Raw genomic sequence first — 13,706 nt, forward strand, 5'->3', positions numbered from 1 at the left:
CCTCTCAAGACACTCGTGTGTGGATCCCGACCGCGCTGACGACGCCGACCTCCAGGCCGTGGCGCGCGCCGCGCGGTCCCGGTCGCAGAACCCCGTCGTGGTTGAGCCGCAACGGGTGTGGCCCGCCGAGCACCGGCGGTGGCAGCGGGACGAACGCGGTGTCCACCCCGACCGCCGAGCGGGTGCCGACCACGAACCCCGCGCCGCCGGTGTGCACGGTCGCCTCGGTGTGCGCCGGTGCCTGCCTGGTCACCAGGCGCCGTACGGCCCGCTCGTCGGCCGGGCCGGGCAGCCGCACGCGGAAGCGGTGGGCGTGCGCGGTGAGCGGGTCGGTGTCCGGGTCGCCGTAGGCGCGCAGCGGGGCCGCGCCCAGCGCCGAGCCGTCCAGGCGGAACCGGGTGGTGGTCCGGCCGAACAGGCGCACCGAGCCGAGGCCCGGGGCTGGGCCGGGCGCCGACACGGTGGCCCAGGCGCGTTCGTCGGCCAGTTCGTCGAGGACCGGCTCGACGCCGAACACGATGCGGATGGCCCTGGCCAGCGCCTGGCGGGTGCCGCGCCAGCGGTAGAGCCAGGGCGCGGCGGCCAGCAGCGCGCGGCGGGTCGCGGCGTCCCACCCGGACTCGAAGGTCAGCCCGAGCAGGCCGGCCAGCCACGGCAGTGCCCGGTCCGGGACGCCGTGCGGGTCCAGCAGGGCGGGGTGGCGTTCGATGACCCGGTCCAGGTCGGCGAGCGTGGCGTCGAACAGCGACAGGAACCGTTCGGTGAAGTCGTCGGCGGCGGGGTCGACGCGGAACGCGGCCGGCAGCAGGTCGGCGCTGGTGGTGCGTGGGAAGTCCAGGCGGATCCGGTGCAGGACCGGGGTGGCGGAGGTGTCGCCGGACAGCCGCACCCGGGCGGTGAGGAACCGGCCGGGCGGCTGGTCGACGAGCAGGTCGGTGATCCCGGGCGGGACGTGCTGCCAGTCGGAGTCGGCGTGGTGGCCGTCCTCGGTGACCACGAACGCCACCGACACGGCCGTGCCGGGCGGGACGTCGGCGTCGATCCGCACGCGGTGCCAGCGGCAGCGGGAGATGCCGCTGTCGATCAGGTCGGTGTGGAACTGGCCGGTGGCGGCGTAGCGGCCGGGGCTGGCCGGCGGGTGGTCGGCCGGTTCGCCGAGCCAGGTGTGGCAGGTGGTGACGTGGTCGCCGTCGGGGCCGGGTTCGCGCAGGCAGAACCCGTTCTCGTCGGCGGAGACCAGCGCACCCGCCGCCAGTTCGTCCACCATGGACTCGACGGTGGACTCGACGCCGTCCCGGTACACCCGCAGGTCGTCGGTCAGCAGCCAGACCGCGCCGCACGGCCCGACCCGGACACCGAGCAGCTCGCCCGGGACGCCGGTGCGCAGCACGCCGCACGGACGGCCGTCGGGGGTGAAGCGGCGCAGGTCGGTGCTGCCGGCGCGGGCCACCAGGATCCGCCCGTCCTGGCCGAGCGCCACCAGCCGGGGGCGGTGGGTCCGGATCACCGCGACGAGCTGGTCACCCTCGTTGTGCCACACCAGGACCCGGTCGCCGTCCACCACCGCCACCCGGTGCCCGTTGGCGGCGACGGCACGCGGGGCACGCAGGTGGGGGTCGCGCTCCCGGGGCCACACCGGGGTCCAGCCGCCGGTGCACGTGTCGCGGCGCAGCAGGCGTCGCCCGGCGACCAGGTACCACGAGCAGGGCCGGCAGCCCGGCGCCAGGCGCGGGTCGGGGAACCACGGGAGCAGGTCCTCGCGGGTCGGGCCGTCCGGGTCCGGACCAGGATGGGCCAGGCGGACCCCGGCCGGGTCGGCGAAGCCGACCAGGTCGGCCACCTCGGTCTGCTCCCAGCCGACGGTGTCGTCGAGCAGGCGGAACGTCGCGGCGTCAGGTGCGCAGGTCATGGCCGTGGCCCTTCCTCGACCGGGATCAGCAGCGGGCGTAGCGGCCAGACCAGCGCGTGCGGCGGCAACGCGTGGTCGGCGCACGGCGGCAGACGCAGGCCGTCGACCGTCAGCACCAGGGCCGAGACCGCCAGCACTCCGTCGACGGTCAGCAGGCGGCGGACCAGCGGTGTGTGGCGCAGGGCGCCCCCGAAGGGCCAGCCGGCGCCCTCCTCGCCGCCGCGCACCGGGTCCAGGTAGGTGGTCAGCGCGTCGGCCGCCCGGGTGAGGACCTCGGCGCGCTCACGGTCCGGGTCGAGCGTCACCCGCGCCTCCACCGCCACCGACCGGAACTCGGCCGGCGCGGTGACCACCGTGACCCCGGCGGGGGCGACCGTGCGGGTGAGGTGGTCGGCCACCGCCCGCAGGGTGTCGGCGGTCGGCACCGGCACGGCGTCCCCCTCCGGCGGCGGGACGACCAGGACGCCGACCACACCGGGCACGGGCCGGCCAGGGAACCCCGGGTGCAGGCCGGGAACGCCGTGGGCGCGGGCGACCAGCGCGCCGGGCGCCTCGGTGGCCAGCAGGCCGTAGTCGGCGGGGGCCACCGCCCGACCCCGGGCGCGCAGCTCGGCGGTGCCCCGGCGGATCGCGTCGGGATCCGGTTCGGGGTCGGTGCCGCCGGTGGCCGGGAACGGGTTGGTGACCCGGGTGACGAACGGCAGGGCGGTGATCACGCTGGTGACCGCCCCCGCGTTGACCGCGCCGGCCGAGCCGCCGCCGACCCGGTAGCGGACCGCGCGGACGTTGCGGAACCCCGGCGGCACGGCCGCGCCGACCACACCGTCGCCGAAGGTGAGCTCGCCGGTGGCGTGGTCGACGACGAACACCCGGTCCAGCGGGCCGAACCCGGACAGCGTCGCCACCTCGCGCCAGCGGGCCGCCGGGCCGGTGACCGTGCCGAACACGTCGGACACCGGGTCGTTGTCGACCTCGATCACCACCGAGCCGGCCAGGATCGGGACCTGGCTCAGGCGCATCCGCCGCGCGGCGCTGACCGTCCGGTCCTGGATCGGCTGGGGCGGCTCGTCGGTGATCGTGCGGGCGGCGGTGGCCGGCACCAGGTTCAGCCGCAGCCCGGTGACCACCGGCGCCTGGCGGGCCAGCGAGCCGTGGGCGAAACGCAGCCGCAGCCAGCGCAGCACCGGGCCGGCGGGTGGGGTGCCGGGCTCCCAGGTGCGCGGCACCCGCAGCTCCACCGTGCCGCTGGCCCGCAGGCCGGCGGTCTCGTCCCGCAGGACCTCGGCCGCCACGACCCGGCCGCCGTCGAGCACGTCCCAGCGCAGGGCGGGCGCCGGTGGTTCGGGCAGCGGTGTCAGGCCGCCGGCCGAGGCCGGGGCGGGCGGCACCGCGTCGACGACGAAACCCAGCGACAGCGCGGGATACGGGCTCGCCGGGCCGGACAGGCCGATCCACAGCGCGTTGCCCGGCACCGGCTCCTCGCCCAGCGGGGCGAACGGGCGGCCGGGTCCGGCCGGGCCCAGCGGCACCGGCTCCACCGACTCGGCGCGCTGCACGGCGAGCGCGGCGATCCGCGCCGGCGTGGCGTAGAGGTCACGTTCGGTCTCGAACACGACCTGGCCGTCGGGGCCGGTGGCGGCGGCCTGGAACCCGGCCGGCACCAGCACCGAGGCGCCGTCGGGCGGGGTGACGGTGAACTCCAGCTGGGTGGCCGCCGCGCCGGCCGGGCGGCGGCGCACGCCGACCACGCGCAGGTGCTCGGCCAGAAGCTTGTCCGGCAGCCGGTTCACCCTGGCCAGCACCGGTTCGGCCTGGGTGCCGAACAGCCGCACCAGCGCGACCCCGGCGTCCTGGCGGTCGGGGTTGGTCCAGTCCGGGGTGTAGCCGGGGATCCGGTCGCGGACCCCGGCCCGCACCGACTCCCTGGTCGCGTCGACCAGTTCCGGCCGGCCGCCGACGATCCGCGCCGGCTCGTCGGAGTCGCGCTCCCACCACACGGGCTCGTTCACGACGCCCCCTCGCAGGCTCGGTGACGCCGCTCGCGGTCGCCCTGTGACATTGGTTCGCTCGCAAGCTCACTCACGACAGCCCCTCCCCCGGCTCGACGGCAGCGACCACCGCGACCCGGACCTCCCGCAGCGCGGGCAGCTCACCCGGCGCCAGGGCCACGTCCTGGCAGTGCTCCCCCGGCGCCGCGCCGTCGAGGGCGACCGCGACCGCCGACACCGACGCCAGGTCCCCGAGGGCGGTCTGGGCCGCGCGCAGCAGGGCCGAGGGCGCCAACGGGTCGCCGAAGGGCCAGCCGGTGGCGAGGTCGCCGCCGGTCAGCGGGTCCAGGTAGCGGCGCAGGGCCTCGCTGACCGTGGCCGCGACCCTGGCGCGGTCGGCCGGGTCGCCGGCCAGGTCGACCCGCAGGCGCACCGGGCGGTAGGCCGGCGCGCGGACGAACACCTCGGTGGTGATCAGCCGCGCCCGGTCCAGCCGCTCGGCGACCGCGCACAGCAGGCCGGGGTCGGGGTTGGGGGCGGGCACGAAGTCCGGGCGCGCCGGGTCGCGGGTGACCGCCGGCAGGACGTGCACGGTGACCGCGCCGGGGACCGGCACGCACGGGAACCCGGGGTGCTCGCCGACCGCCGCGTACGCCCGGCCGACCGCCACCCCGGGGGTGGTGGTGGCCAGGGTGACGTAGTCCTGTTCGGTGACCGCGCGGGTCACCTCGTTGAGGGCGCCGCCGGCCCGGTCCCTGGCCTGGGCCACGGTTTCCGGCTCGGCGCCGTCGGCGGCCCGCACCAGGTTCGCCGCGCGCACCGTGCCCGCCACATCGCCGACCGGGACCCAGTTCGCGGTCAGGCCGCCGTTGCCCTCCAGCCCGCCGCCGAGGGTGTAGGTGACCTGGACGTCGGCCGGCGCGCTGACCGGGATCCGGGCGGTCAGTCCGTCGCCGAAGACCAGGGCGCCGTCCTCGCGGTCGAGCAGGTGGGTGCGGTCGCGCGAGGAGCCGAAGGTGAAGTCGGGGACCGTCCGCCACGGCTCGTCCCCCAGGACCAGCGTCGCGTCCAGCAGGCGACCGGCCGCCTCCGGCAGCACCAGACGCTGACCGGGCAGCTTGAGCCAGGCGTAGAGCTGCTCGGACAACTCGGTGCCGGTGACCGTGCGCGGCTCCTGGTGGCGGGCGGCGGACACGTTGGGCGCCAACGACACCAGCACCGGCGGCGCGGCGAACGTGGCCGCCGGGGTGGACACCAGCAGGCCGAGGTCCTCGGTGCGCCAGTCCGGCGGCGGCAGCAGGCGCACCACCCCGGAACGGCGCAGCCCGCCCGTGCCGTCCGCGACCGACGCGAACCCGCCGGCCCGGTCGGTCCCCGGCCGGAACCACGACCAGGTCAGCTCGGCCGGCGGGCCGGCGTCCACCGCGCGCGGCGACCAGGACGGCGCCACGTCCGCCACGTCCAGCTCCACCAGCAGCGTCAACCAGCCAGGGGCGGCGTGCCCTGGCACCAGCGGCAGGCCGATCCTGGCCTGTGCCGGACCGCCGTCGGCGCCCAGCAGCGCCACCCCGCGCCCGGCGAGCAGGTTGGCGGTGCGGTCGCGGTCGGTCCACAGCGTCAGCTCGCCGTCGAGCGGGAACACCGCCACCTCGTCGTCGGTGGTGAACCGCACGCGCGCGGCCTGGTCCCTGGTCAGCACCGTGCCGGCCGGCACCAGCGGGACCGCGACGCCGTCCTGCTCGGCGCCCAGCGCCAGCACGGTCGAGGCCGGCACGGCCGGGCGCGGCGGGTCGAGCCCCAGCAGCGCCAGGACGGCCACGACCAGCGCGTCGGGCACCTGGTCGAGCCAGAACAGCCGCTGCTCCAACAGGTAGGCGAACAGTTCGAGCAGGGTGACGCCCGGGTCGGCCGGCGCGTGCAGCGTCCAGGTGCCGGCCGACTCGGCCGGGATCGCGCGGCGGACCGCGGCCATCAGGTCGGCCCAGGTGAGGTCGTCGAGCCTGGGCGAGGGCAGGGTCACGGCGTGCTCCCGGTGAGGCCGAGGTAGAACGGGAACACCAGGTTCGACCTGGTGTTGGTGCGCCGGACGCGGTACTCGACGGTGACCGTCACCCGCGAGGCGTCGGCCGGGTCGGTCTCGGCGCGCACGTCGTCGAGCTCCACCCGGGGCTCGAATTCGCGGACCGCGTCGGCGATCGAACGCTCCAGCTCCCGCAGGTTCGCCACGCTGCCCGGCGCGAACACCGACTCCGGGGCGCGGGTGCCGAAGTCCGGGCGCATCACCCGCTCGCCGGTTCCGGTGAGCAGCAGCGCCCGCAGGCAGTGCTCGATGCTCTGCTCGCCCACGGCGTAGGACAGCCGGCCGGCCTCGTCGGGCAGGATCGGGAACCGCCAGCCGGTGCCCAGGAACGGTTCGCTCACGACAGGGTCACCTTCTTCGCCAGCACACCGTCGGTCAGCGGGGTGGTCGGCGCGCTGGCCACGGTGCCGGCGACCGGGTGGGTGTGGGTGTTGAACGCGGCGAGCAGCGCGGTGCCCAGCACGCCGGGTTCGGTGGCGCCGCCACCGAGGTCGATGGCGTCGGCCTCCACGACCACCGTGGGGGCCTTGAGGGTGATGGTGCCGTCGGCGGCGACGGTCACCGAGCCGCCCTCGGCGGTGGTGATCCGGATCTGTTTCTCGCCGTCGTCGAGCAGCACCTCGTGCCCGGCCCTCGTGCGGATGATCTTCTGGTCGCGGCCGTCCGTGCGCGCGGTCGGCGGTTTGTCGACGCCGTTGTACAGCCCGCCGAGCACGATCGGGAACCGCATGTCCCCGTGCACGAACGCCACCAGCACCTCGTCGCCGACCTCCGGGACGAACACCGAGCCGTAGCCCCCGCCCGCGTACAGCTGGCTGACCCGACACCAGTCGGTGACCGTGGCGCCGCCGTCGAACCAGTCGAACCGCAGCTTCACCCGGCCCTCGTCGTCGCCCTCGTTCTCCACCACGATCGCCTCGGCCAGGCCGTAGTAGCGGCGGTCGGTGCTGCGCGCCCGCGGCATCGTCCTGGTCACGGTGTCTCCCCCTGGTGGATCCGGCGGCCGGTGAAGGTGGTGAAGAACCCGCTGGTGCCCAGGGTGTGCTCCACGCGCTTGACGAAGTAGGTGCCGGAGAAGCGCCGGCCGAGGCCGAAGATCTCCAGGTTGTCGCCCGGCCGCAGCTCCGGCAGCCCGGCGACCCGGCCGGTGGCGGTGATGAACTCGTAGGACCGTTCCCGCAGCAGGCTGATCGCCAGCTCGCGGGCCTCCTGGTCGCTGGTGACCGGGGCGTCGACGAGGACCTCCTGGCGCCCGCCGAGCACGCTCTCGGCGACCTCCGGCCCGCTCTCCCCGCCCGCCGAGTTCTGGCCGGCCGGCAGGTTCTCGGCGGTCGCGGTGAACGCGATGGCCTGCTTGGTCCTCGGGTCCCAGCCGCGCACGGTCAGTTTGCTGACCTGCTGGGAGACCGTCAGCGTCGGGGTGAAGTCCAGCAGGTTGGGCACCAGGTCCTCGGGCAGCGCGGTCGGGCCGGTGGTCAGGCCCGGCTGGTAGGCGAGGCGGAACAGCCGGATCGGGCGGCCGTCGCGGCCGTCGGTCGGCTTGATGAAGTACAGCGTCTCCTCGCCGGTGTCCGGGTCGGGCAGCAGGAAACAGTCGAAGTCCAGGCGCTTGGCGCGTTCCATCAGGAACTGCGCGTCGGTCTGGTTCTTCTGCACCACCCGGTCGTGCACCGGGCCCTCGCGGGTGGTGACGATCCGCAGCTTGTTGCGCTGGGCGATCTTCTCGGCGATCTGCCAGTCGGCCAGGTCGCGGTAGACCTTCTCCACGTTCTGGTCGGGTTTGCTCTCCTTGAGCCGCACCATCCCGTCCACGCCGCTGACCGTCACCGTCGGCGAGGCGCCGTCGGGGAACTTGGGGGCCAGCGTCGTGACCGTGCCGGTGGCCACGGTCCACAGCCGGTCGGCGTAGCCCAGACGCACCGACACCCGTGAGCCGAGCCGGAAGTCCCGCGAGTCGGAGTGCTTGAACCGCAGGTTGACGTCGTCCCAGTTGTTCAGCTCCAGGTCGAAGCCGGACATCTCGTCGAGGTCGCGGTGGACCTTGATGTCGATGATGTCGTTCTTGGTCGTCGGGTCGGCCTGGACGCCCTCGATGACCACCTCGAACTCCGGCGCGTACCGGTCGGGGTCGGCGATCTCGGGCAGTGTGGCGGTCATGCCCTCCCCCTCACGGCAGCCGGGGCACGGTCAGTACCCGCCCCGGTGTCAGGTCGCGCGGATCGCTGATCCCGTTGGCGCGCGCCAGTTCCCGCCACGCGTCGGGCCGCCGGTAGACCGCGGCGGAGATGCTGGACAGGGTGTCGCCCCGGCGCACCACGTAGCTCTTCTCCACCGTCGGCGAGGACCGGGGCGGGTCGGCGACCTGCTGGGCGGCCGGGCGGAACTCCTTGAGCGTCACGTCCAGCTGCGCGCGCAGCGGCACGCCGTCGGGGCGGAACAGCACGTAGTTGACGTCCAGCTTCTCCAGCACCCCGGTGAACACCGCCTCGTCCCACACGAACCGCACGACCGGCGGGGCGTGCTCGCGGCTGTCGGGGCGCATCAGGCCGCGCAGCGCGTCGACGTAGGTGGTGCGGACGTTCTCCAGGGTGTCGGAGGTGTCGACCAGCGCCTGAACGCTGAGCGTCTCGCTGCCGCCGCGCACGTACTGCAACGGCGGGGTCTCCAGACCGGGGATGGTGATCTCGGCGAAGGTGTTGGCCTTGCTGAGCTTGTAGTCGGTCGGGTTGAACCGCAGCGGGATCCGGCGCGCCCGCTCGTCGGCGATCACCGGGCGGACGATCTCCAGCCTGGCCAGCGCACCCTGGCTGGCGAACGACACCGGCGAGACGCTCACCAGACACCCTCTCCGTCGCCGAGGCGGCGATCGCCCTGGCTGTGCGCGGCGCGGGCGCACTCGGCCTCGTAGAGCCGCGCCCATTCCCTGATGTGCTTGTTGAACAGGCGGGTGAACACCGCGCCGTCGTCACCGTCCACCTGCAACCGGACCTCCAGGTTGTGGATGATCACGTTCTTCGGCACGTCCGCCACCTCCTAGAGGACATTGGTCAACCCCTCGTGCGCGATCTCCAGCTGCTCGATGGCGACCGCGTTCTGCTCGGCGTGCAGGTCGGGCCCGCTCCATTTGGCGGCCAGGCCGCCGTGGAAGGCCCAGGCCATCGCCGGCACGCCGTCGGTGCCCAGCACGATCACCGCGCCGTCGCGGCGCGCGCCCAGCGAGTCGGCCAGACCCGCCTGGTACCAGGACCAGAGCACCCGGTCGCGGACCACGCCGACCTTCAACGTGATCCGGTTCCACGAGTGGCGCAGCGGCAGCTGGTGGACGGTGTCGTTGCGCCCGCCCTCGGCGTAGGTCACCACCTCCAGCTGCCCGCCGAGCCCGGTGACCTCCTGGAACGCCCCGGCCGCCACCAGCGGCAGCAGCAACGCCTGCGCCGCCGGCAGGTAGGCGTCCCCCGGATCGAGCGTCACGATGAACCGGTACTTGGGCAGCGGATCGATCACGACTCGATCACCTCCAGGTCTCGGTCCTGGCCCAGGGTCAGGCGGAGGTGGATGAACTCCATGGGCACCGCCGGGGCGACGTCGATCTCGCAGACCAGCTGGGCGGGGTCCTGGTCGGGTGGGTTGTTGGTGTCGTCGCACAGGACGCGGAAGGCCTGTTCGGGGCGGGCGCCGGCCAGGGCGCCGGTGCGGTAGGCCTCCAGCAGGACCGAGGTGACGGCCCGGACCAGGGTCAGCCGCAGCTCGGGCGAGTTCACGTCGAACACCAGCGGTCCGGCGACCCGGCGGATGGCCCGCACCAGCAGGTGCAGCAGCCGGCGGTGGGCGACGTAGCGGCGGCGCGGGTCACCGGACAGGGTGCGCCCGCCCCAGCCGACCAGGCCCCGCCCGCGCTGGCAGCGCACCAGGTCGATCCGCGCGTCGAACAGCCGCACCAGCTGCTCGCGCGGGTGGTCGACGGTCAGGTCGACCGCGTCCAGCAGCACCGCGTTGGCCGGGGTGTGGTGGGCGCCCCGCTCGCCGTCGAGCCGGGCGACCATGCCCAGCACGTGGCCAGACGCCGGCACCGCGCGGGTGCCGTGGGCGGCCGGGACCAGCAGCGGCGGGTGGAAGACCGCCGCGTTGGCCAGTGCCGGGTCGCCGGACGCGGTCAGCGACTCCACCCAGGACACCACTTCATCCACAGTGGACAGATCGGGTGGCACGTCGAGCACCACCAGCCGGTCGGCCAGCGGCTCCACCACCGCAAGCAGCTCGGCCACCAGATCCAGGTGGTCCTGGCCGGGCAGGTCCGACCCCAGGTCGGGCAGCGCCACCAGCGCCGGCTCCGGCAGATCGGCCTGCACGCGCACCGCGCCGGCGTAGTCGTCGCGGTCCGGCGGGGAGTCGGTGCCACCGGCCAGGACCAGGTCCCAGGTCTGCGAGATCGGGCCGCCCGGCGGCGGTAGGGGCGCCGCCGGGCGGCTGGCAACCAGCCTGACCAGTCGCGAGGCGGAGAGCCGCTCCACCACCTGCGCCGGTGGCAGGCCGGCGAAGACCTCCGCCGGCTCACCGGGGACGATCACCCGCACGGTCACCGTCGGCGGGCCGGCGACCGTACTGGCCTGGTACCGGATCGCCACCCGGGCGCCGTTGGCCCACGTCCCGGGACTGGCCGCCACCACCCGGTAGCAGCCCTGCCCGACCGTCCACTCCGCACTCGCCGGCGACGCCGGGCCGCTGACCCGCGACACCCACGCCGTCCGGCCGCCGTTGTCGAAGAAACCGCGCAGCGCGTACGGCGTCGCCGACGAGCCGTCCGGCTCGCCGAACACGCCGACGACCTCGTTCCAGCTGGTCACCCTGACCGGACGGTCGACCGGGCCCCGGCGGGTACGGCCGAGGAAGGCGGCGACGTCGGTGCGCAGCGGCTCCGCGCCGGCCGCCACCGGCTCGAAGGTCAACCGGACGCCGGGAAGTGCGGGGGTCGTCATCGGCTCACGCGTCGATCAGGAAGCTCTCGACCGCCAGAACGAGCGTCTCCATGGCGATCTCGTTCTTGGTGGCGTTGAACGACGGGCCGGTGTACTTCGTCGGCCACGCCCGGTCGAAGTTCCAGCGCATCACCTCCTGGCGGTTCTCGTCGAGCATCACGATCGAGCCCGACGTGCGCCGCACCTTGCCGTTGAGCGCCTCCACGACCCAGTTCCAGAAGCCGACGTGGCCGGTGACGCCGCGTTTGAACGTCAGCGCGCTGGGCGCCTTGCGCAGACCGGTGAGCTTGCGGACGGTGATGTCCTCGCTGCCGGTGCGGTACTCGATCACCGGGATCTCCACGTCCAGCCCGCTGGCCTCGGTGAACGACCCGCTCACCGCGACGCCGTCGTCGCTGACGTTGGTCACGATGACCAGGAAGTTGTAAGCGGCATACGGGTCGTCCCTGGTCACAGGTGGCATCGGGGTCGCCTCTCAATCACGTCGACGTACTCACACAAGCTGCTGTTCACGGGTCTTCTGCTGGATCCGGAAGATCACGAACTCGGCCGGGTAGACCGGCGCGACACCGATCACGCAGATCAGCCGGCCGTTCGCGAGGTCGTCCTCGGTCATCGTCGAGCGGTCACAGGCGACGAAGAACGCCTCGTCGGCCGTGGTGCCGGCCAGCGCGCCGGAACGCCACACGGTGGTCAGGAAGTTGGCGACCGTCTGGCGCACCAGCGCCCACAGCGCCTCGTCGTTGGGTTCGAAGACCACCCACTGGGTGCCCTCCTCGATCGACTCCTCCAGGAACAGGAACAACCGCCGCACGTTGACGTACTTCCACGAGGTGTCCGAGGACAGCGTGCGCGCGCCCCACACCCGCTGGCCCAGGCCGGGGAAGAACCGGATCGCGTTGATCCCCTTGGGGTTGAGCAGGTCCTGGTGGCGCTTGGTGACGTCCTGGGCGATGCCGTCGGTGAGCCGGATGCCGCGCACCACCACGTTCGCCGGCGCCTTGTGCACGCCGCGCTCGTTGTCCACGCGGGCGTAGATGCCGGCCAGGTGCCCCGAGGGCGGCACCTCCAGCGCGCCGGTGGCGGTGACCGGGTCGGTCACCACCAGCCACGGGTAGTAGAGCGCCGCGTACTTGGTGTCGAAGACCTCGCGGAAGGTCTGGATTCCCTCGATGTCCAGGCCGTCCTGGGGGTCGAGCAGGGCGAACCGGTCGTGCAGCTGCTCGCAGTGGGTGACCAGGGCCGACTGGACGGTTCCCGCCCACACGCCGGGCACCGCGCACACCGACACCTCGTCGATGTCCTCCAGCGCCACGATGCCGGTGCGCTGCCCGCTGCCGCCGTCGGTGCCGACGAAGTCGGCGACGGTCAGGCCGTCGTAGGCGTCGTCGCCGTCGTCGGCCAGGGTCAGCCAGCTGCCCGTCGCCGGGGTGGGGAACGCCGCCGGGTCGTCGGACAGGTCGGGCAGGGTCGTGGCCCGCACCAGCCGCGAGCGGGCGGCCAGGACACCGGCGACGCTGGCCGGGTCGGTGCCCAGCAGCCGCAGGCCACGGAAGGTCTCGGTGACCGAGCCGCCGGCCGGGTCGTCGAACCGGGTGTCCACGGTGGCCTCGACCAGGCCCAGCCGCGCGGTCTCGAAGACCGGGACGGGGGTGGGCGCGTCAAAGGTGACCAGGTCGTCGTCGATGGCGGTGACCCGCAGGGTGGTGAGCGCGTCGCCGGTGTCGAGCTGGGTGACCGCACCGAGGTAGAGCCGGCCGGCGCCGCCGACGCGCAGCGAGGTGCCGCCGCCGGCCAGCCGCACCCGGCGCACGCCCTGGCCGGCGGGCCACGCGCCGTGCGTGGTGCCCTCGGCGAAGGTCAGTGTCACCCGGTCGTCGGCGTCCGGTTCGCCGGCGGTGACCGGGAACCGCGTGCCGCCGATGAGCACGAACACCTCACCGGCCGACAGGCCCGCCGTGCGGTCCACCACGACCGACGGGCTGTTCTCGGCGGCCTCGACCGACAGCCGGGTGACGAACAGCGAACCCTCGCCCGGGTCGGGCAGCACCGGCAGTGACGCGCTCAGCTCCGGGGAGATCCGCACCCGCACGCCCGCGCCCCACGAGCCGGGGCTGGACGCCTCGAACCGCAGGGTCTGCGCCGGGCCGCGCGCACCGACCTGGACGTAGTCGCCGCGCGCCGCCTTCACCTCGGCCGCCAGCGGGGCGGCCAGGGTGACCCTGGTGCCGGTGTAGCCGGTGATCGTGGTGGCGCCGATCTCCGTGCCGTCGCCCCGGTGGACGGTGACCGGGTCGTTGCCGGCGAAGCCGATCAGGTGGCTCAGTTCCAGGGTGGTGGCGCCGGCGGCGGCGTCGCGCACGACGTGGCTCACCAGACCGCTGCCCAGGGTGCCCGAGCCGGGCCGGGCGTCGCCGCTGACCACCCGCTTGACGTAGAGGCGCTGGCCGCCGTTGTCGAAGAAGCCCTTGACGGCCGAGGGGAACAGCCACCAGCGGCCGCCCTCGGTGGGGTTGGTGGCCCAGGCGTCGCGCACCGGCGCGTCCGGCTCGGGCAGGAATCCGCCGAAGACGGTCTGGAACTCCAGGAAGTTGGTGACGAGCTTCGGTTTCCCGCTGGCCGGGCCGCGCTGGGTGACGCCGACCATGCCCGCCGTGCTGGTGCTCACCCCCGCGATCGGCCGCGGCCCCGCGTCGACCTCCTCGACGTAGACGCCGGGGCTCAGATACTCGGGCATGGCTGGCTCCTCACTT

At 74.4% G+C, this 13,706-nt stretch carries 12 protein-coding genes; all 12 read right to left on the reverse strand.

Annotated elements, in window-relative coordinates:
- Positions 1-4: 4 nt before the first annotated feature.
- The 12 genes from BLA60_RS17235 to BLA60_RS17290 all read right to left on the reverse strand — a co-directional run bounded on the left by BLA60_RS17235 (position 5) and on the right by BLA60_RS17290 (position 13,690).
- Positions 5-1,909: a phage tail protein gene (locus BLA60_RS17235; RefSeq protein ID WP_075133908.1), complete on the reverse strand. Its 1,905-nt coding sequence runs from the start codon at positions 1,907-1,909 to the stop codon at positions 5-7.
- Positions 1,906-3,918, reverse strand: a complete 2,013-nt coding sequence (locus BLA60_RS17240; RefSeq protein WP_075133909.1) for a putative baseplate assembly protein — start codon at positions 3,916-3,918, stop codon at positions 1,906-1,908. Before BLA60_RS17240 ends, BLA60_RS17235 begins: the two co-directional genes overlap by 4 nt.
- A gap of 70 nt (positions 3,919-3,988) precedes the next feature.
- On the reverse strand, positions 3,989-5,917 hold the full coding sequence (locus BLA60_RS17245; RefSeq protein ID WP_075133910.1) for a baseplate J/gp47 family protein: 1,929 nt from the start codon (positions 5,915-5,917) through the stop codon (positions 3,989-3,991).
- On the reverse strand, positions 5,914-6,318 hold the full coding sequence (locus BLA60_RS17250; protein WP_075133911.1) for a GPW/gp25 family protein: 405 nt from the start codon (positions 6,316-6,318) through the stop codon (positions 5,914-5,916). Before BLA60_RS17250 ends, BLA60_RS17245 begins: the two co-directional genes overlap by 4 nt.
- The gene (locus tag BLA60_RS17255; RefSeq protein ID WP_245812023.1) at positions 6,315-6,953 is read right to left on the reverse strand and encodes a phage baseplate assembly protein V; all 639 of its coding nucleotides are present in this window, start codon (positions 6,951-6,953) and stop codon (positions 6,315-6,317) included. Before BLA60_RS17255 ends, BLA60_RS17250 begins: the two co-directional genes overlap by 4 nt.
- The gene (locus BLA60_RS17260) at positions 6,950-8,134 is read right to left on the reverse strand and encodes a phage late control D family protein (RefSeq protein WP_075133912.1); all 1,185 of its coding nucleotides are present in this window, start codon (positions 8,132-8,134) and stop codon (positions 6,950-6,952) included. The genes BLA60_RS17255 and BLA60_RS17260 overlap by 4 nt, the downstream gene beginning before the upstream one ends.
- Before the next feature lie 10 nt (positions 8,135-8,144).
- Complete coding sequence (locus BLA60_RS17265) at positions 8,145-8,813, reverse strand: CIS tube protein (RefSeq protein WP_075133913.1); 669 nt, start codon at positions 8,811-8,813, stop codon at positions 8,145-8,147.
- Positions 8,810-8,998 (reverse strand): putative phage tail protein, encoded by a 189-nt coding sequence (locus BLA60_RS17270; protein ID WP_075134021.1) that lies wholly within the window; start codon positions 8,996-8,998, stop codon positions 8,810-8,812. Before BLA60_RS17270 ends, BLA60_RS17265 begins: the two co-directional genes overlap by 4 nt.
- A gap of 12 nt (positions 8,999-9,010) precedes the next feature.
- A complete protein-coding gene (locus tag BLA60_RS17275) occupies positions 9,011-9,481 on the reverse strand; it encodes a phage tail protein (RefSeq protein ID WP_075133914.1) in 471 nt (156 codons plus the stop codon).
- Positions 9,478-10,953 (reverse strand): phage tail sheath family protein, encoded by a 1,476-nt coding sequence (locus tag BLA60_RS17280; RefSeq protein WP_075133915.1) that lies wholly within the window; start codon positions 10,951-10,953, stop codon positions 9,478-9,480. The genes BLA60_RS17275 and BLA60_RS17280 overlap by 4 nt, the downstream gene beginning before the upstream one ends.
- Before the next feature lie 4 nt (positions 10,954-10,957).
- Positions 10,958-11,416, reverse strand: coding sequence for a phage tail protein (locus BLA60_RS17285; protein WP_075133916.1), 459 nt, complete (start codon positions 11,414-11,416; stop codon positions 10,958-10,960).
- A gap of 30 nt (positions 11,417-11,446) precedes the next feature.
- A complete protein-coding gene (locus BLA60_RS17290) occupies positions 11,447-13,690 on the reverse strand; it encodes a phage tail sheath C-terminal domain-containing protein (protein ID WP_075133917.1) in 2,244 nt (747 codons plus the stop codon).
- Positions 13,691-13,706 lie beyond the last annotated feature (16 nt).

Source organism: Actinophytocola xinjiangensis (genome assembly GCF_001921215.1).
GTDB lineage: Bacteria > Actinomycetota > Actinomycetes > Mycobacteriales > Pseudonocardiaceae > Actinophytocola > Actinophytocola xinjiangensis.

Coding starts and splice junctions, on each gene's coding strand:
- BLA60_RS17235 (WP_075133908.1), bottom strand. CDS start 1,909: ATGACCTGCGCACCTGACGCCGCGACGTTCCGCCTGCTCGACGACACC.
- BLA60_RS17260 (WP_075133912.1), bottom strand. CDS start 8,134: ATGACCGCCACACTGCCCGAGATCGCCGACCCCGACCGGTACGCGCCG.
- BLA60_RS17280 (WP_075133915.1), bottom strand. CDS start 10,953: ATGACGACCCCCGCACTTCCCGGCGTCCGGTTGACCTTCGAGCCGGTG.
- BLA60_RS17285 (WP_075133916.1), bottom strand. CDS start 11,416: ATGCCACCTGTGACCAGGGACGACCCGTATGCCGCTTACAACTTCCTG.
- BLA60_RS17290 (WP_075133917.1), bottom strand. CDS start 13,690: ATGCCCGAGTATCTGAGCCCCGGCGTCTACGTCGAGGAGGTCGACGCG.